Source organism: Schaalia sp. 19OD2882, assembly GCF_018986735.1.
Taxonomy (GTDB): Bacteria; Actinomycetota; Actinomycetes; order Actinomycetales; family Actinomycetaceae; genus Pauljensenia.
In genome coordinates, this window is sequence record NZ_CP065521.1 from 2535776 (window position 1) to 2552478 (window position 16703).

16 protein-coding genes are annotated in these 16703 nt (G+C 66.2%); 13 read left to right on the forward strand and 3 right to left on the reverse strand.

Annotation, left to right across the window (positions count from 1 at the left end; genetic code table 11):
* Positions 1-179 precede the first annotated feature (179 nt).
* From I6B53_RS10875 to I6B53_RS10925, 11 genes are all read left to right on the forward strand, one after another.
* Positions 180-911: an AzlC family ABC transporter permease gene (locus I6B53_RS10875; protein WP_216765474.1), complete on the forward strand. Its 732-nt coding sequence runs from the start codon at positions 180-182 to the stop codon at positions 909-911.
* Positions 908-1240, forward strand: a complete 333-nt coding sequence (locus I6B53_RS10880) for a branched-chain amino acid transporter permease (protein ID WP_216764228.1) — start codon at positions 908-910, stop codon at positions 1238-1240. Before I6B53_RS10875 ends, I6B53_RS10880 begins: the two co-directional genes overlap by 4 nt.
* A 41-nt stretch (positions 1241-1281) precedes the next feature.
* Positions 1282-2619, forward strand: a complete 1338-nt coding sequence (locus tag I6B53_RS10885) for an alpha/beta fold hydrolase (protein ID WP_216764229.1) — start codon at positions 1282-1284, stop codon at positions 2617-2619.
* A gap of 150 nt (positions 2620-2769) precedes the next feature.
* Positions 2770-3336 carry a hypothetical protein gene (locus tag I6B53_RS10890; RefSeq protein WP_216764230.1) on the forward strand — a complete coding sequence of 189 codons (567 nt, stop codon included), beginning with the start codon at positions 2770-2772 and terminating at the stop codon, positions 3334-3336.
* 105 nt (positions 3337-3441) lie between these two features.
* On the forward strand, positions 3442-4401 hold the full coding sequence (gene nrdF, locus I6B53_RS10895) for a class 1b ribonucleoside-diphosphate reductase subunit beta (RefSeq protein ID WP_216764231.1): 960 nt from the start codon (positions 3442-3444) through the stop codon (positions 4399-4401).
* 174 nt (positions 4402-4575) lie between these two features.
* Positions 4576-4893, forward strand: a complete 318-nt coding sequence (locus I6B53_RS10900) for a YbjQ family protein (protein ID WP_216765475.1) — start codon at positions 4576-4578, stop codon at positions 4891-4893.
* A gap of 255 nt (positions 4894-5148) precedes the next feature.
* On the forward strand, positions 5149-6759 hold the full coding sequence (locus I6B53_RS10905) for a xylulokinase (protein ID WP_216764232.1): 1611 nt from the start codon (positions 5149-5151) through the stop codon (positions 6757-6759).
* Between the two features lie 520 nt (positions 6760-7279).
* Positions 7280-7609, forward strand: a complete 330-nt coding sequence (locus tag I6B53_RS10910) for a PadR family transcriptional regulator (protein WP_216764233.1) — start codon at positions 7280-7282, stop codon at positions 7607-7609.
* Positions 7609-8742: a permease prefix domain 1-containing protein gene (locus I6B53_RS10915; protein WP_216764234.1), complete on the forward strand. Its 1134-nt coding sequence runs from the start codon at positions 7609-7611 to the stop codon at positions 8740-8742. Before I6B53_RS10910 ends, I6B53_RS10915 begins: the two co-directional genes overlap by 1 nt.
* A 135-nt stretch (positions 8743-8877) precedes the next feature.
* Complete coding sequence (locus I6B53_RS10920) at positions 8878-9759, forward strand: DUF5926 family protein (protein ID WP_216764235.1); 882 nt, start codon at positions 8878-8880, stop codon at positions 9757-9759.
* 120 nt (positions 9760-9879) lie between these two features.
* Positions 9880-10749 carry a glycosyltransferase gene (locus I6B53_RS10925; RefSeq protein WP_253953887.1) on the forward strand — a complete coding sequence of 290 codons (870 nt, stop codon included), beginning with the start codon at positions 9880-9882 and terminating at the stop codon, positions 10747-10749.
* A gap of 48 nt (positions 10750-10797) precedes the next feature.
* Here I6B53_RS10925 and I6B53_RS10930 read toward each other — a convergent pair whose 3' ends face one another.
* Entirely contained in the window at positions 10798-11007 is a 210-nt protein-coding gene (locus I6B53_RS10930) for a hypothetical protein (RefSeq protein ID WP_216764237.1), read from the reverse strand.
* A 360-nt stretch (positions 11008-11367) separates the two neighbouring features.
* Here I6B53_RS10930 and I6B53_RS10935 point away from each other — a divergent pair, with 360 nt between their 5' ends.
* Both I6B53_RS10935 and I6B53_RS10940 read left to right on the forward strand, forming a co-directional pair.
* Positions 11368-12681 (forward strand): PLP-dependent aminotransferase family protein, encoded by a 1314-nt coding sequence (locus tag I6B53_RS10935; protein WP_216764238.1) that lies wholly within the window; start codon positions 11368-11370, stop codon positions 12679-12681.
* Between the two features lie 152 nt (positions 12682-12833).
* Positions 12834-13775: a D-alanine--D-alanine ligase gene (locus I6B53_RS10940; protein ID WP_216764239.1), complete on the forward strand. Its 942-nt coding sequence runs from the start codon at positions 12834-12836 to the stop codon at positions 13773-13775.
* Between the two features lie 45 nt (positions 13776-13820).
* Here I6B53_RS10940 and I6B53_RS10945 read toward each other — a convergent pair whose 3' ends face one another.
* Together I6B53_RS10945 and I6B53_RS10950 are read right to left on the reverse strand one after the other, a co-directional pair.
* Positions 13821-14468 (reverse strand): HAD family phosphatase, encoded by a 648-nt coding sequence (locus I6B53_RS10945; RefSeq protein WP_216764240.1) that lies wholly within the window; start codon positions 14466-14468, stop codon positions 13821-13823.
* A 167-nt stretch (positions 14469-14635) separates the two neighbouring features.
* On the reverse strand, positions 14636-15985 hold the full coding sequence (locus I6B53_RS10950; RefSeq protein ID WP_216764241.1) for a ParB/RepB/Spo0J family partition protein: 1350 nt from the start codon (positions 15983-15985) through the stop codon (positions 14636-14638).
* Between the last annotated feature and the right edge of the window lie 718 nt (positions 15986-16703).

Here is a 16703-nt window from a genome sequence, read left to right on the forward strand (position 1 = left end):
CGAACGCATTCCTCGACCTCCCCACTCGGCGGCCCCGCCCTCGTCACACGTTTGCGTCCGGATGGACGATTCTGCGCGGGCAGGGCGCCGCCCGCGACAATCGGGCCGTGGACGTTCCCGGGCACAAGCACCACCCGCAGGAGAGGCGGGGCACTGGCGAGGCGGCGTCTCGCGTCCGTCTGCGCGCCGCCCCGGCCACCTCGACGGGCAGGGAGATCGTCGAGGGGCTGCGCATCGTCGCCCCTGCGGCGCTGGGGTACGTGCCCTTGGGCATTGCCTTCGGGCTGCTGGTGGCCCAGTCGAACCTGCCGTGGTGGATGGCGCCGGCCCTGTCGTTGACCGCCTATTCGGGGTCGGCGGAACTGCTCCTCGTGGGCTTGGCATCGGCGGGGACTCCGCTGGCGACCATTGCGGTGACGACCTTCCTGGTGAACTCGCGCCACGTGTTCTACGCGTTCTCCTTCCCGTTGAAGGCGGTGCGTGGCCCAGGTGCGAGGCTCTACTCGATGTACGCCCTGGTGGACGAGGCCTACGCCCTGACCGTCGCTCGCCCCCAGGGGTGGACCCACACGCGCCTCCTTGCGATGCAGGTGGCTCTGCAGTCGACGTGGGTGGCGTCAGGACTTGTCGGGGTGGGGACGGGCTCCCTGCTGCCGGGCAGGATCGAGGGACTGGACTTCGCCCTGTGCGCCATGTTCATCACCCTGGCGTTGGATGCGGCTCGCACCCGGGCGGAGGTTCCGTCCGTGTTGTTGGCGGGCCTTGCCATGATCCTGGCGTGGTTCCTCGCCCCCGGGCAGTGGTTGCTCACGTCGTTGGGGGTCTTCGTGGGCCTGCTGTGCCTGCGTCACCTGTGGGTGCGCGCCGGGTCGTGGCGCACCCGTGACGAGGGCGGGCAGGTGCGCTCATGACCCCGACTCTTGGCTATCTGCTGGCGGTGCTCGGCATCGTCCTGGTCATTGACTTCGCCCTGCGAGCACTGCCCTTTGCAATCCTCGAACCTTTGCGGGAGTCGCGTTTCGTGCGGGACATGGGCCGGTGGATGCCTGCCGGAATCCTCTTCGTGCTTGCTGTCGTGACCCTTCAGGGACACATGGTGGCGGTGCCCGGGAAGTGGTGGGCGGCGGCGGTGGCCACAGGGTTGACGGTGGCCACGCATCTGCTGGGTGGGCGGCGGATGATGCTGAGCATCCTCGTGGGCACTGCCAGTTACGTCGCTCTGCTCGCCCTGAGCACCTGACCGGCCCGCTCTCGCCCGGTCTGCGGGGATAGGCTTCCCCCATGGGCACCGTCACCTACCGCCAGCACTCCTGCACCGTCCACGAGCACCGATTCGACGTCCCCTTGGACCACATGCGCGCGGTCGGCGCCGACAACCCGACGATCGAGGTCTTCGCCCGCGAGGTCGTGCGTGACGGCGGCGAGGATCTGCCCCATGTCGTCCACCTGCAGGGAGGTCCGGGCCACGAGGCTCCACGCAACGGTGACTTCCACGACGGATTCGTCGGCCACCTGCTCAAGGACCACCGGGTGGTCCTGCTCGACCAGCGCGGCACCGGCCAGTCGACCCGCTTGGACGTGCGCAGCCTCCTCGAAGGCGGGGACTTCACCGGCACCGGCGGCACCGTGGACGCCCAGCGCCTGGCCGACCATTTGGCACTGTTTCGCCAGGATCAGATCATCCGTGACGCGGAGGTCGTGCGCGAAGCCCTGACCGGCGGAAAGCCCTGGTCGACCATCGGCCAGTCCTACGGTGGATTCCTCACATTGGCCTATCTCTCGGCCTTCCCCGAGGCTCTGACGAAGTGCCTGGTCACGGGGGGACTTGCGGGAATGGTCCACGTCGACGAGATCTACAGGCGCACCTACGCCGCCACCGCCGCACGCAACGAGACCTACTTCCGCCGCCACCGGGCAGATCGGCGCACCATCCGCGAGATCGCCGCCCACCTGCGCGACACGGAAGAACTGCTGCCCACGGGTGAACGCCTGACGCCCGCCCGATTCCGCTTGGTGGGCATGTCACTGGGCGGGAGTCTGCGCACGGACCTGTTGCACTACCTCTTCGAGGGTCCGTGGGTCACGGTGGGCGGTCGCCGGCGCCTGTCGGCGGACTTCCTGGCGCAGGTCGGCACCCAGTTGGCGTGGACACCCATGTACGCCGTCCTGCACGAGGCCATCTACGCGGGCGCCACCCCGGACTTGGCGGGCACGGCCACGAACTGGTCGGCCGAGCGACTCTCGCGTGAGGTCCCCGGATTCCACCCCGACGCCGACCCCTTGGACGAGGCCGAGCCCTGGTACCTGTCCGGTGAGCACATGACTCGCGCCGCGATCGCAGAGGACCCGGCCACCCGCCCCTTCCTGGAGGCGGTCGACGTCATGGCGGCGCGCACCGACTGGCCGGCCGTGTACCTGCCGGAGGTCCTCAAGGACACGGAGGTGCCCGTGGCGGCAGCCGTCTACCACGACGACATGTTCGTCCCGCGTGACCTGTCGCTGGCCACTGCGGACCTGGTGGGCGCGCGCACATGGATCACCAACGAGTTCCAGCACGACGGCCTGCGGGCATCTGGAGGCACCGTGGTGGATCGTCTGGTGGATCTGCTGGCGGACTGAAGACGAGGGCGAGACCGGATGCCGCAGGTCGGGGCTTCGACGGGGCCGCCCCGCCCTCGTCCCCTGGAACGAACCCCTGCCGGGGTGACGACGCAGGAGCGTGCCCACTAGGCTCGGAAGCGGACAAGACGTGGAACCTGGAGGACGACGATGACCGACCTGACCGATGAAACTCCCATGGCCAACCTGTGCGAGCTGATCTCGCGTCACCCGGACAGCATCCGCCACGCGGCCATCACCGCCGCTGAAACCTTCGCCTGGTACGCCATGCCCGACCTCGTGCGGTCACGGGCAGTGCGTACAGTGCTCAAGACGGGGATCCTGGTGGACCTTGTCCGCAGGTCACTGCCCGCACACTGGTTCGGTGGGGCCGGGGAGGTCGACCCGTGGGCGGACTCCGACACCTCCGACCCGTGGGCCGGTTCCGACCAGGGCGAGGCCGCATCGGCCGGAACACCGGGCGAAGTGCTGCGCACGGTGACCGAGAACCCGGCGGGCGCCCTGCCGCCGCTGACCCTTGTCGGAGGAGTCGCCGCCTTGGGGATCGCTGCCTCGGTGGCCGCGGAGAAGTGCCTGTTCCGCAAGGGTGAGGCGCGTCGCGCGCGCGGCAACGCGGTCGGCCACACGGTGGTGGCGCTGCCGCTGGCTGCGCTGACCTTCGCCGCGGACCTCACTGCTGACATCGTCCTGGCGCAGGTGGACCAAGGCGCGAAGTGACGGCCCGGCGGGCCTGTGGACTTTGGGGGCCGCCGGGCCGCTACGCTTGTGCCAGCGTGCCCCGTGGGGGATGCGCCACTTGGAGGACGGACGAAGGGATCCGCAGTGACCGAGCCGGTGTTCGAGGCCATCAACTGGAACCGCATCGAGGACGAGAAGGACCTGGAGGTCTGGGATCGCCTGACCGGCAACTTCTGGCTGCCCGAGAAGGTGCCGCTGTCCAATGACATCGCGTCGTGGGCGACCCTGAACCCCGCCGAGCAGGAGATGACCAATCGTGTCTTCACGGGTCTGACCCTGCTGGACACCTTGCAAGGGACGATCGGCGCAGTCTCTTTGATCCCGGACGCCCGCACCCCCCACGAGGAGGCAGTGCTCACCAACATCGCGTTCATGGAGTCCGTGCACGCCAAGTCGTATTCGTCGATCTTCTCCACGCTGCTGTCCACCGAGGCCATCAACGAGGCCTTCCGCTGGTCGCGTGAGAACGCGGCTCTGCAGCGCAAGGCGGAGATCATCAAGGGCTACTACGAGGGCGACGACCCGGAGAAGCGGAAGGTCGCTTCGACGATGCTCGAGTCCTTCCTGTTCTACTCGGGCTTCTACGCTCCCATGTACTGGAGTGCGCACGCCAAGCTGACGAACACGGCCGACCTGATCCGTCTGATCATCCGTGACGAGGCCGTCCACGGCTACTACATCGGCTACAAGTACCAGCTGGCCGTGCAGGAGTCCTCGCAGGCCCGCCAGGACGAGCTGCGCGACTACACGATGGGGCTGCTGCTGGACCTGTACGACAACGAGGAGCAGTACACCGAGGACCTCTACGACCCGTTGGGGTTGACCGAGGACGTGAAGAAGTTCCTGCGTTACAACGCGAACAAGGCGCTGATGAACTTGGGCTACGAGGCGATGTTCCCCGCGGACATGACCGACGTGAACCCGGCGATCCTCGCCGCCTTGTCGCCCAACGCCGACGAGAACCACGACTTCTTCTCCGGTTCGGGCTCTTCCTACGTCATCGGCGACATCGTCGACACCGAGGACGAGGACTGGGACTTCTGAGTCCTTGGGGTCAGAGCGCTGTCGGCGTCGCCAGGGCGAGGTTGAAGGCCGGTGCGTTGACGTGGCATGTGGGCGGCCCGGGTCCGGCGCGAGACGGGTTGCCCACATTGCGTGCACATGCGCTCACCTACCGGCACACTGGTGGTGAACCCGAATTTCCCTGAGGAGGTCCTCATGCTCGTCGTCACGACCAATGCCATCGAAGGTCATCCCGTCCAGCAGTACGTCGGCATGGTCTCCGGCGAAACCATCGCAGGTGTCAACCTGTTCAAGGACATTGGTGCGGGCTTTCGCAACCTTGTCGGCGGGCGTTCGTCCGCCTACGAGTCGGAGATGCAGCAGGCCGCCCAGACGGCGGTCAATGAGATGTGTGGCCGCGCCCAGCAGATGGGCGCCAATGCGATCATCGCAGTGAAGGTGGACTACTTCACGCTGGGCGCCGACAACGGCATGCTCGCCGCCTGCGCGACAGGCACTGCGGTCATCATCTGAGCATGTCGCACCCCTGACATGCGGCCCTGCGGGCATCGACCTCGCAGGGCCGCCGTCCATTTCGTGCCCTTCGGGCGGGATCGCAGCAGCGCCTGAAGCGCCACCGACAACTGGCGCATCCCTTCGCCGCTTCAAAGCGCAACAGGCCAGGACCCACGGTGTTAGCGTTGATCAGTTGTGGCCGTCTGCGCGCGGCCCCGCCCTCGTCCCACCTCGCCCCGCCCTCGTCACTGTCGACGCCCTGGAGGAACCCCCATGACCAGCACACCCGACGCCCGCACCGCCATCGAAGCCGGCCACACCGCCTTGGGCATCGAACTCGGATCCACCCGCATCAAGGCCGTCCTGGTCGACCATGCCCACAACGTCCTGTCCACCGGGTCCTCCGCGTGGGAGAACCAGCTGGTCGACGGCCGCTGGTCGTACTCGATGGAGGCCGTGCGCCAGGGGCTCCAGGACGCCTACGCCTCACTGGTGGGCGAGGTCGAAGCACGTCACGGGGTCACGCCTACGACATACGGCGCGCTGGGAATCTCGGCGATGATGCACGGCTACCTGGCTTTCGACGCCGCGGGGGAGTTGCTGGTTCCCTTCCGCACGTGGCGCAACGTGTCCACCGGTCCTGCCGCCCACGAACTCTCGCAGCTGCTGGACGTGAACATTCCGCAGCGCTGGTCGATCGCCCACCTGCACCAGGCGATCCTCGATGCCGAGCCGCACGTTGGCGAGGTCGCTTCCCTGACCACGCTTGCCGGGCACGTGCACCGCATGCTCACCGGCCGCCATGTCCTGGGGGTGGGGGACGCCTCCGGCATGTTCCCCGTCGACTCTGTGGCCATGGACTGGGACCGCAGGCGCGTGGCCGCCTACGACGCGCTGATCGCCGACCGCGGCTTCGACTGGAAGCTGGGCGACCTGCTGCCAGAGGTCCTTGTGGCCGGCCAGGACGCGGGGCGGTTGACGGCCGAGGGCGCTCATTTGCTGGATCCGACCGGCACCTTGCAGCCCGGTGTCCCAATGTGTCCGCCCGAGGGTGATGCTGGCACCGGCATGGTGGCCACCAATGCCGTCGCACCGCGCACGGGCAATGTTTCTGCCGGCACCTCGATCTTCGCGATGGTCGTCCTGGCGAAGGCCATCGAGGGTCTGCACGAGGAGATCGACCCGGTGACCACTCCGGACGGGTCGCCCGTGGCCATGGTGCATTCGAACAATGGCGCATCGGAGCTGGACGCGTGGGTCGGCATGTTCGCCGAGTTCGCGTCCCTTGCGGGGCTCGAGATCCCCGTGGGGCGCGTGTACGACCTGCTCTACCAGCACGCGATGACCGGCGAGGCCGACGGCGGCGGGGTGCTGGCCTACAACCTTCTCTCCGGCGAACCGGTCATCGGCCTAGAGGTGGGGCGCCCTCTGATCACGCACGCCCCCGATGCGCACCTGAGCCTGGCTTCGACCACTCGCGCGCAGCTCAACGCCGTTTTCGCCCCGCTGCGCGCGGGTATGGACGTGCTCACCCGTGAGGGAGTCTCGCTGGAGCGTCTGTTGGCCCACGGCGGCATCTTCAAGACCGAGGGCGTGGCGCAGAAGGTGCTGGCCGATGCCCTGCGCACCTCGGTGGCCGTCGGGGCGACGGCGGGTGAGGGCGGAGCCTGGGGCATCGCCGTCCTGGCACGTTTCGCGTCGGTGGTGGCGCACGAGGGCGAGGCTGCGCCTTCGTTGCCGGAGTACCTGGACCGGGTGGTCTTCGCCGATGCGTCGACCTCCGTGGTGGATCCGGATCCTGATGATGCGGCGGCTTTCGAGGTCTTCTTGGACCGCTATCTGGCGGGTCTGGACGCAGTGCGAGCGGCCTCCACGGCAATCTGACCCAGGCACACTCCGCCCCCCGGGGGCACTGCCCCCACCCTCCGCGAGATTCGTCCGTCCTTCGGTGAGATTCGTCCGTCATGCCGTTCGGGTCGAGTCTTGGCACCAAAGAGGTCAAGCCGCACCCTGAAAGCCTTCCTCTCATCGGAAAGATTCATCAACGGTTTGTCGCAGACGGGTCTTTCGACAGAAGGCGAACCCAACAGGGCAGAACGTTCTCACTGGGCCGGATTCTTGTCCAGAAGCATCTTTCTTGATGGGAAGCTGGGAGGAAACAGGTGCGAACTCCGTCGAGGGAGACACTTCGCTCCATCCATCTCGTCGAGTGCAACAGTTCGGGCAGGTCTGCGACTCGGGCCAGGCGCAGACGTCGACCTCGTCGGTCCGACGGACGAATCTTGCGGAAGGACGGAGGAATCTCGCGAAGACGCTTGCCGTAGTACGTCTGCCGTAGTACGTTGGACGTACTCAAGAGTTCGCGCTGCCAAGACGTTGCACACGGCACGCACAGGAGGTCCCGATGATCAGCGCTGACGCCATTCGTGGCTACATCGACCTCATGGTCCTGTCGATCCTCACCTCGCACCCTTCCTACGCCTACGAAATCGCCAAGACGATCACCGAGGTCTCCGGCGGGGAGTACACGATCAAGCAGACAACCCTTTACTCGGCGGTCAAACGCCTCGAAGGGGCCGGCCTCGTCCGACCCACCGAAGGCACCTCCGAAACAGGTAAGCCGCGCACCTACTACCACCTCACGCCCCAAGGCCGTACGCACCTGGCGGACAAACTCACCGAGTGGGAGTCCACCAAGGCACTCGTCGACCGTTTCGTGGAAGGAGTCCACTGATGGAAGCGATCCTCACCTACCTGGACACGATGTTCGCCTCACTGCCCCAGACCCCGCGCCTGATGGAGGCCAAGGCGGAGCTGCGGGCGATGATGGAGGACAAGTACACCGAGCTGGTGTCCACCGGCGCCTCCCACAACGAGGCAGTCGGCCAGGTCATCACCGAATTCGGAAACCTCGACGAGCTGGCCCCCATCCTCGGAATCTCCTCGGAACTGCACCTCGGTGCGCCGACGCAGACGGCCGCAGCGCCCTCACCCGGGACACCGGACAGTGCCCCCACCGCCATCCCGGTACCCGCTGCGCCCCCTGTGGATCTCGAGCGAGCCCAGCAGTGGGCCGCCGTCTTGCGAGCCACGCGCTGGCAAATCGCTGCGGGTGTCGCACTGCTGCTTCTTTCCCCGATCAGCCTGGTCCTGAACCCCTTCGGCCCGGATGACCAGATCCGAGCGCACCAACACCCATTCGGAGCAGCCCTGTCCGTCGGCCTCACGATCGTCCAGGTCGCATGTTGCGTGCTGGTGCTGGTGGCACGAAGTCAGCGACTCCGCCCGTACCGAGACCTGCGCGACGGCCATTTCACCCTCACGCCGGAGGTCCAGGCCTGGGCCGCCACATTGGAACAGCAGGAGCGTCCCGGGAGGAACAGGGCGTTCCTGGTGGCGATGGCACTGTGGATCCTCTCACCGATCTCCACGGTGGTCGGCGGAATTCTCGATGAGTCGGCGCCGATGGCAGCCCCTTTCGGACCCCTTGAGTTCTGGGCCGGACCTCATTCGCGAATGCTGGAGTTGGGTGTCGTCCTCACGCTGATCCTGGTCGCCTTCGGGTTGCTGGTGTGGCTGGCGTCCTCGTGGTCAGATCGTGTGACCCGGGTCTTCACGCCGGGCGGGGCGGCCAAGGCACGCGCCGAGGCCGGTTCCTGGGACGGCGGCAATGCCGACGAGTCCGGCGGCCGCTTCATCGGCGTGATCGCTTCCGTGTGGTGGCCGCTGACGGTGGTGACCTACTTGGTGTGGAGCTTCCTGTGGAACGCATGGGACCGCTCCTGGCTGATTTGGCCCGTGAGCGCCCTGCTCTTCGGCGCACTGTCCGCTGTCATGACCCACCGCTCGGGCCGCGGCCAGCACTGACCCTTGGTGGGCGTGCGGGCCCGGTTCCGGCACGAGGGTCACTTCGGGCCCACGTGCACCACGAGGGCGGGGCCGCGTTCACGAAGCGGGGCGGGCGGGGCCGCGTTCGGCCGCGTTGGCTGTACCCTTTGCTCCATGGGTAAAGCCAGTCGCCGCAAGAAGGTCACGACCACCACGAACCGTCCCGCGCCCCGCGCGGTCTTCCCCTTCGTCGAACGCCCCTACGAGGCACTGCCGACCGAGGTCGAGCTGGTCGCCATGCGCGAGATCATCCCCTGTGCCGTCATGAGCGCCCGCACCACCGCAGAGCACGGCGCTGTCGAATTCGACTTCGTCACCCTGCTTCCCGACGGACACTCGGTCATGATCCGTCCCGACGGCCGCATTCTCGTGGGCCTGCAGACCCGCAATTCCTCACCCGACCTCTCCCATGACGCAGGCGCCGCACTGCTTGCCGGAATCGCCGCCAAGGAGGCCGGAGAGGAGGGCACTGTGAGCGTCGACGTGCGTGAACCCGCACCACGCTTGCAGGACCTGGTCGACCCGAAGGGCTTCGGTGAGATGGTCCTGTGGCAGGACTACGGCTACTGGTTCGACCCCGACGGCGAACTCGACGCGGACACTGCCCGTGCCCTGGAACGCAATCGCGAAGAGGTCATCCCGACCGAGGCCGTGCCCGGCGTCCCCGGCATGTTCTGGTGCGAGATGAACCGGAACTTCGTGCGCGTGGTCACCGACACCGACGAGTACAAGCTCTTCACCGCCTTGGCCAGGCTGCGTGCAGCCGGGCAAGCGCACATGGGTGAGGGCTCACGTTACGTGGGCGCCTTCCGCGCCTGCGGCATCGCAATCCCCGTCTTCGAACTCGCCGAGGGCGTCGGCGCCGCAGATGTCGCCGCAGACGCGAAGAGGCTGGCCGCGGGTATTGAGAAGGCCCTGAAAGTCACCGATCCTCTGACGGCCGACGAACGTCGCGCCCGCGAGGGCTTGGTCTCACGCAAGATCACCATCCGCTGACCCACTGCGACCTCGTACACGGTCGCTCTGCCGCGTCCTCGGGCACGATTCGGTCACGGCATGCCGCGAGAGCATGCTCATTGTCAGGCGCATCCTCGCGACAGGCATACGATTGGTCACGTGAGTTCCACGGAAGGGGCAGGACGGCCGCGCACTTCGCACGCGCACGCGGTGGCCGTGGTGATTCCCGCCCACAACGTCGGCCGCGACATTGCCAGTACGGTCCGTTCCTGCCGCGCCATCCCCGGGGTGGACCTCATCATCGTCGTCGACGACGGTTCCAGCGATGACACGGCCAGGGCCGCCCGTGCCGGTGGTGCAGTGGTGGTCTCCCACACCGTTGAACGAGGGCGTTCCTCCGCCATGGAGACTGGCGTCAAGGTGGCGGCCATGCGGGACGCATTGGAGGCGCCACTGCGACACATCCTGTTCCTGTCGGCTGATCTGGGCGAGTCCGCAGTGGAGGCAAGCGCCCTGGTCAGTGCAGTCGACGCGGGGATCGCGGACTGTGCGGTGGGCGTCCTGCCCGATGCGCAGAACAGGTCGCGCGAATCCGGGGCCGTGAACCTGGCTCGCACCGCCATCCGGCGTGCCACCGGCTGGGAGCCGGTCAATCCTTTGGCGCAGGAACGCTGCCTCACCCGTGAGGCGCTCAATGCGGCAATGCCCTTTTCCGGCGGATTCGGTCTTGAGGCGGGCCTGACCATCGACATCCTGGCTGCGGGCCTGTCCGTCGTGGAGCTACCGTGCGCCTTCGTGCACTTGGGATCGGATCCGCGACGTGGAGATCTCCACAGGTCCAGCCGCTACGCCGACACGGCGGTCACATCGCTGCGCAAGTTGCTTGCGCGCAAGGGGCTGCGGGCGCCTGATCGCCCCACGAAGACGGTTTCCACAGGTGTCGGCGATCCGTATCCCCGTCCGGCCTTCGAGCGCGCTGCGTCGCTTGCCGTTGCGGAAGGGGACGAGGGCGATCTGGCGGGTCGTTGAGCTGCGTCGTTGAGCTGCGTCGTTGAGCTGCAGGGGCTCGGCCCGGCGTCAGGCGAGAGCGGTCGAGGGCGTCCAGTGCTCAAGGGGTGTGCCGACACTGGAGCTCATCACGCGATCCAGGTCCCCGAGCACTGCGGATGACCCGCCTTCTCCGCCGAGAGCTGCGATGATGATCGGGACCAGAAGGTAGGCGGCAACGATCACGACGACTGCGACAAGCGCGGCGTCGAAGGCGATACGCGCGTACCTCTTGACCATCGGGGGCCTTCCGGAGCAGTGCTGGTGGACGGGATCATCAAATGTTTCAAAGAACTGGTTGTTCCCAAACAAATGTCGATGTACTGAGACTACAGAATCACTCCGACTGATTGCACCCCGACAAGACGTGCGCCCCGTCATTTTTTCTGGAAGCCTCGGACAAAGTTCCTCTGTATCCCTTGCCTGTCCGGAAGATCGGGCGCCGCGCGGAAAGAACGGCCCCACGGCAGCGCCGGGCGGTCCCGGACCGGTTCTGTTCCTGGCCGTGAGGGGTGGCACACTTGGAACACGTGCCGGAAGGTCCGGCGCGACAGCAGATGGGAAGGTGCCGTGAGCGATTCGACGCACCGACAGGGTGACATGCATGGAACGAGACTGGATCCGTGGTTCGACGCCTACGCCGAACGAGCTCACAACCTTCGAGCTTCCGAGATCCGAGCTCTCTTCTCCGTCGTGTCGCGCCCCGAGGTGGTTTCGCTGGCCGGCGGAATGCCGAACCTCAAGGACCTTCCCTTGGAACGCTTGGCGGAATCCGCCAAGTCGTTGATCCTCAACCATGGCGCACAGGCTCTGCAATACGGGTCGGGGCAGGGGTGGGAGCCCCTGCGCGAGCAGATCTGCGAAATCATGACCTACGACCACATTGTCGGGGCCGACCCGGACTTGGTCGTCGTCACCACGGGCTCGCAGCAGGCGCTGGACCTCATGGCCGAACTCTTCATCGACACCGGGGACGTGGTCCTGGCCGAGTCGCCCTCGTACGTGGGGGCCTTGGGATGCTTCCGGGCCCGCCAGGCCGATGTCGTCCACGTGGACATGGACGAGGACGGGCTGATCCCCTCGGCCCTTGAGGAGACGATTGGGCGCTTGAAGAAGCAGGGACGGCGCATCAAGTTCCTTTACACGATCCCGAACTTCCAGAACCCGGCCGGAGTGACCCTTTCCGAAGAACGCCGACCCGTCATCGCGGCGATCTGCGAACGCGAACACGTCCTGATCCTCGAGGACAACCCTTACGGCCTGCTCGGCTTTGACCGTGACCCGCTGCCGGCCCTGTACTCCTACGCCCCTGAGACGGTGGTGTACTTGGGGTCGGTGTCGAAGATGTTCGCGCCCGGCATGCGCATCGGGTGGGCGCTTGCCCCGCACGCCATCCGCGACAAGCTCATCCTGGCCTCCGAGGCCGCGATCTTGTCGCCGACGATGTTCGGCCAGATGTTTTTGTCCCAGTACTTGGCGGACTACGACTGGTACGGGCAGGCCAAGTCCTTCCGCTCCATGTACAGGCAACGGCGTGACGCGATGCTGTCCGCCTTGGAAGAGTTCATGCCGGACTGCACGTGGACCAAGCCCGAGGGCGGCTTCTACACATGGGTCACCCTGCCCGAGGGTCTGGACGCCAAGGCCATGCTTCCGCGCGCCGTGCGCGCTTTGGTCGCCTACGTCTCGGGCACGGCTTTCTACTACGACGGCCGCGGCGCCAACCACATGCGTTTGTCCTTCTGCTACCCGACGCCGGAGGACATTCGCGAGGGCGTGCGGCGTCTGTCGGGTGTCGTCAATGCGGAGAAGGAGCTCGTCGAGATGTTCGGCACGGGTTCCATTCCTGCAGGCGCCGGCGACCCGGAGCACCTTCCGGGGCCCTCGACGGTCCCGGCACCCGACACCCTGTGACCAGGGTGGCCCGTGGGACGGCATCACCCAGGCACCCACGGGCCACTGCCGACCTCGTCCTTGTTCCCGACCCCCGTTCTCGTCCTGTTCCGGCCCTGCCCCGACCGGGCATTCGACCCCAGATGATCCTCCACACGAAAGGTGCGTCCCACATGGCTCTGAAGGTCCTCATCATTGCTGGCGGTCTCACTCATGAGCGTGACGTCTCCGTGCGTTCGGGACGCAGGGTCGCCAATGTCCTTGCCCACCTGGGGCACGAGGTCCGCATTGCCGACCTGGACCGTCGGCTCATGTCGACCATCGAGGCCTTCGCGCCCGATGTCGTGTGGCCGCTGGTTCACGGCTCCTTGGGCGAGGACGGGTCGCTGCAGGCCATGCTCGAAGCGGTGGGAGTGCCCTTCGTCGGGTCCTCGTCGACCCAGGCCAAACTCGCGTCGAACAAGCCGACGGCCAAGGCGCTGCTGGGGGCGGCGGGCATGGACACGCCCGGATGGGTGACCCTGCCGCAGGCACTGTTCCGCCAGCTCGGGGCGGATGCGGTTCTGACTTCCCTCGAGAAGGGCATTTCTTACCCGGTGGTCATCAAGCCGACGGATGGCGGTTCGGCTCTGGGAATCTCGCGCGCGGACAACACCGAGAGCGTGCGCTCCGCGATGGTCGACGCCTTCGCCTACGGCGAGCACGTCATGGTCGAGGGCTACGTCAACGGCCGTGACTTGGCTGTTTCCGTGGTGGACCTGGAGGAGGGGCCTGTGGCGCTGCCCGTGGTGGAGATTGTCACCGACGACGGCCGGTACAACTACGAGGCCCGCTACACGACGGATTCGACCGAGTACTTCGTGCCGGCGCGCCTGTCGCCCGAACTCGCCGAGGAGGTTTCGGCAGCCGCGGTCCAGGCACACACGGTCCTCGGATTGCGCGACCTCTCGCGGATCGATTTCGTCCTGGACGAGGACGGCACCTGCTGGGTGATCGACACCAATGTGGCGCCGGGGATGACGGACACGTCGCTCTTCCCACAGGCGGCCGAAGCAGCGGGCTCCTTTGCGCAGATCTGCGGCCGCCTGGTCGAGTTCGCGGCGGCCCGCGGCTGAGTCCTGCTCTGCCGAGGGCGGGGCTGCGCGCCGAGTGGTGGGAGCTCAGGCGGTGGCCAGCAGCAACCCTTCGGCGATGAAGGTGTCGCGCACATTGCGAGCGTCGTCCCAGAGGATCGGGGTGATTCCGAGCAGTTCAGCCGCCCGCAGGTTCTCCTTGCGGTCGTCGACGAAGGCCACTTGTGTGGCCGGCACGTCGAGCTGCTTCAGGGCGTGGCTGTACATGCTCCGTTGGGGTTTGCAGACCCCCAGGGGAGCGGAGAAGAACATGGCGCCGAAGCGGGAGCTCGCCCACGGGGTCGACTGGACCTTGGTGGCGATGCAGGTGGGGGCGTTGGACAGGATCGCCAATTCGGTGCCGCCGGCTCGAAGTTCGTCGACCAGGGCCAAGGCGGCTGGGTCGGGCTGGTCCATCCTGTGCACGTCTTCTTCGACGAGGGCCTCCAGGACGTCGTCCGTGATTTCTCCCAGGCCGCAGTCGCCGGCGACGCGGTCCCAGAAGGCGCGGTCCGACATGCCTCGGTCGTAGTCCTCGCGGTGGGCCCACAGGGAGTGGTCGAGCAGGTCAACGCAGGTACGCGATCGGGGGTCCAGGCCCAGGATGCTGGCAATTCGCGTGGGGTCAGGTCGAGAGTTCACCAATACGCCGCCGATGTCGAACATGACCGTTCGAATGTGTGCGGCGCCGCGCATCCTCGTTCCCCCGTTCGTGCTACGTGTGCTGCGAATGTCTCAATTGTGCGACATCCGCGGCCCTTGACGGGCCACCTGTGATCGGTTGCACGCAACCACTTGAGGAGAGTCTGACCTGTGAGAGACAGTGCTGACCCGCTGGTCGGCACTGTGTACCGCCGGAGACTTCAGTCCTGGGGCAGGATGAGGGTTGCGATGCGCTGAAGATCCTCGGGACCTGCGAATTCGATCACGATCCGCCCCTTGGTACGGCCTTCCGTGATCGTCACGCGTGTGTCATAGGCATCCTGCAGCGCGCTGACGACGTTCCGTCCCAGGCTGGAGACCGGCCTGGGCAGTCGTCGTTGAGTCTGCGCCTGGCTCTTGACCCGTCCCAGGCGTACCAGTTCCTCGGTGGTGCGCACGGACAGACCCTCGGCAACGATGCGGTCGGCCAGGATCTCCATCTCCTCGGGAGTCGACAAGGAGAGCAGCGCACGTGCGTGACCTGCGGAGATCACCTGTGCGGCCACCTTCTTCTGAACAGCAGGGGGCAGGCGCAGCAGTCGCAGGGTGTTGGCGATCTGGGGTCGTGAACGAGCGATCCGACGGGCGAGCTCTTCCTGCGTGGCACCGAAGTCGGCCATGAGCTGTTGGTATGCGGAGGCTTCTTCAAGGGGATTGAGCTGTGCACGGTGCAGGTTCTCCAGCAGGGCGTCGCGCAGAAGGTCGCCGTCTTCGGTGTCGCGGATGATCGCTGGAATTGATGTCAGCCCGGCCAACTCGCTGGCGCGCAGGCGTCGTTCGCCCATGATGAGCTCGAAGCGAGCCTCGGGCTTGTCTTCGAGATACTTCAGAAGCAGCTCGGACGGGGCTTCGGAGACGGAGATGGGGCGGACGACGATGGGCTGCAGGACGCCGACTTCCTTGATTGAGGCGGAGAGCTCGGCCAGGTCGTCTTCGTCGAAGACCTCTCGTGGCTGGCGGGAGTTGGGCACGATCAGATCAAGTGGGATCTCCGCGAATGCGGCGCCCTTGACATCGGGAAGGTCTGCTGCCTCTTCGTGGGACGGGGAGCGCGGTTCTTCGGGTGGCGCAACCCTTGATGCCAGTTCTAAACTGTCGACATCAATTGCATTCATTTCATTGTGCTCAACAACAGTTGCTTCGACGGCATCGATGTGCTCAGACGCTTCGGCGTCCTCCATCGCCGCCTTGGTGGAAGAACGTAGATTCACCGGAGGCATTGGCTGCCGTGTCCGCGACGAGCCGCGAGACGCAGATGAACGTTTGCGCGGGGCGACACTCTTGGGATCCAGCAGATCCCTGGCGGATCCGCCTCGCCGAACGGTTGACCCTTGGGCGCCTTCGGGGAAGAAGACGTCGATGGGGCGGGCAGAGCCCGCAACCTCCTCGGCCGACACCGAGGGAATCAACGCTCCGAGTCCTCGACCCAGTCCCGTACGCTTCTTCGGCGCTTCACTGCGCTCGTGTCCGGCACCACGTGCGGTCTTCGCGGTCTCGTCCTTCTTTGCCATTGTCGGCTCCCTGGCGTCGTTGAACAGTGACTCGATTGTTTCACGTGGAACACCATCCTCCAAGCGCGACAGGGCGGAAATTCGAATCGACGACAGACAGTGCGACGAATACGTGCGGGGATGGTGCCGTGGAGTCGATTTCTTGCCGGAGCCTCTCGCTGGTGATGCCGCCGCGTCCTGTGAGGGGATTGTGAACACATGGGTGCCCACCCTTGGTCGTTCCGAAGAGATGTGTGGTGACGATGTTGCGGGAGCGGCCTGTCGGGACCAGATGTCATCGCCTCCGTGGTTCACGATGCGCTTCACCACTGTCGATTCCTTGAAGGTGAAGGACTTCTCTGCGGAAGAGGAGAGGGGCACCCGCCAGCAGGTCGGAGCTGGCCCGGGGTGTGGCCTTGCGCAGAGCTGTGTCGATTGAGAGCCGGTGTTTCACGTGAAACAGCGGTCGACGCAGGCGCCACCGATGCTCTTGATCGAGAAGCCGCGATCGGCGCATCTGTCAGGTGCGCCATGCCTTGGGCGGTCCAGTCGTGAGGTCTGGCCTCCAAGGGTGGACCGTTGACTGAGCCGCAGAGCGCACGGTATCGACAGCAAGGGGAGTCACAGAGCTGCGCCACGGACCAGGACTGCACATCACTGTTTCACGTGAAACACCCATCCTTGCTCACAGGGAAGCCACGGATTCATTCCATCGGCCTTTCACGGCAGGTTCCCATCC

What these genes read in the sequence shown, in the direction of transcription:
- I6B53_RS10880 (WP_216764228.1), top strand. Translation starts at nt 908, where the DNA reads ATGACCCCGACTCTTGGCTATCTGCTGGCGGTGCTCGGCATCGTCCTG.
- I6B53_RS10885 (WP_216764229.1), top strand. Translation starts at nt 1,282, where the DNA reads ATGGGCACCGTCACCTACCGCCAGCACTCCTGCACCGTCCACGAGCAC.
- I6B53_RS10890 (WP_216764230.1), top strand. Translation starts at nt 2,770, where the DNA reads ATGACCGACCTGACCGATGAAACTCCCATGGCCAACCTGTGCGAGCTG.
- I6B53_RS10900 (WP_216765475.1), top strand. Translation starts at nt 4,576, where the DNA reads ATGCTCGTCGTCACGACCAATGCCATCGAAGGTCATCCCGTCCAGCAG.
- I6B53_RS10905 (WP_216764232.1), top strand. Translation starts at nt 5,149, where the DNA reads ATGACCAGCACACCCGACGCCCGCACCGCCATCGAAGCCGGCCACACC.
- I6B53_RS10910 (WP_216764233.1), top strand. Translation starts at nt 7,280, where the DNA reads ATGATCAGCGCTGACGCCATTCGTGGCTACATCGACCTCATGGTCCTG.
- I6B53_RS10915 (WP_216764234.1), top strand. Translation starts at nt 7,609, where the DNA reads ATGGAAGCGATCCTCACCTACCTGGACACGATGTTCGCCTCACTGCCC.
- I6B53_RS10920 (WP_216764235.1), top strand. Translation starts at nt 8,878, where the DNA reads ATGGGTAAAGCCAGTCGCCGCAAGAAGGTCACGACCACCACGAACCGT.
- I6B53_RS10930 (WP_216764237.1), bottom strand. Translation starts at nt 11,007, where the DNA reads ATGGTCAAGAGGTACGCGCGTATCGCCTTCGACGCCGCGCTTGTCGCA.
- I6B53_RS10935 (WP_216764238.1), top strand. Translation starts at nt 11,368, where the DNA reads ATGCATGGAACGAGACTGGATCCGTGGTTCGACGCCTACGCCGAACGA.
- I6B53_RS10940 (WP_216764239.1), top strand. Translation starts at nt 12,834, where the DNA reads ATGGCTCTGAAGGTCCTCATCATTGCTGGCGGTCTCACTCATGAGCGT.
- I6B53_RS10945 (WP_216764240.1), bottom strand. Translation starts at nt 14,468, where the DNA reads ATGCGCGGCGCCGCACACATTCGAACGGTCATGTTCGACATCGGCGGC.
- I6B53_RS10950 (WP_216764241.1), bottom strand. Translation starts at nt 15,985, where the DNA reads ATGGCAAAGAAGGACGAGACCGCGAAGACCGCACGTGGTGCCGGACAC.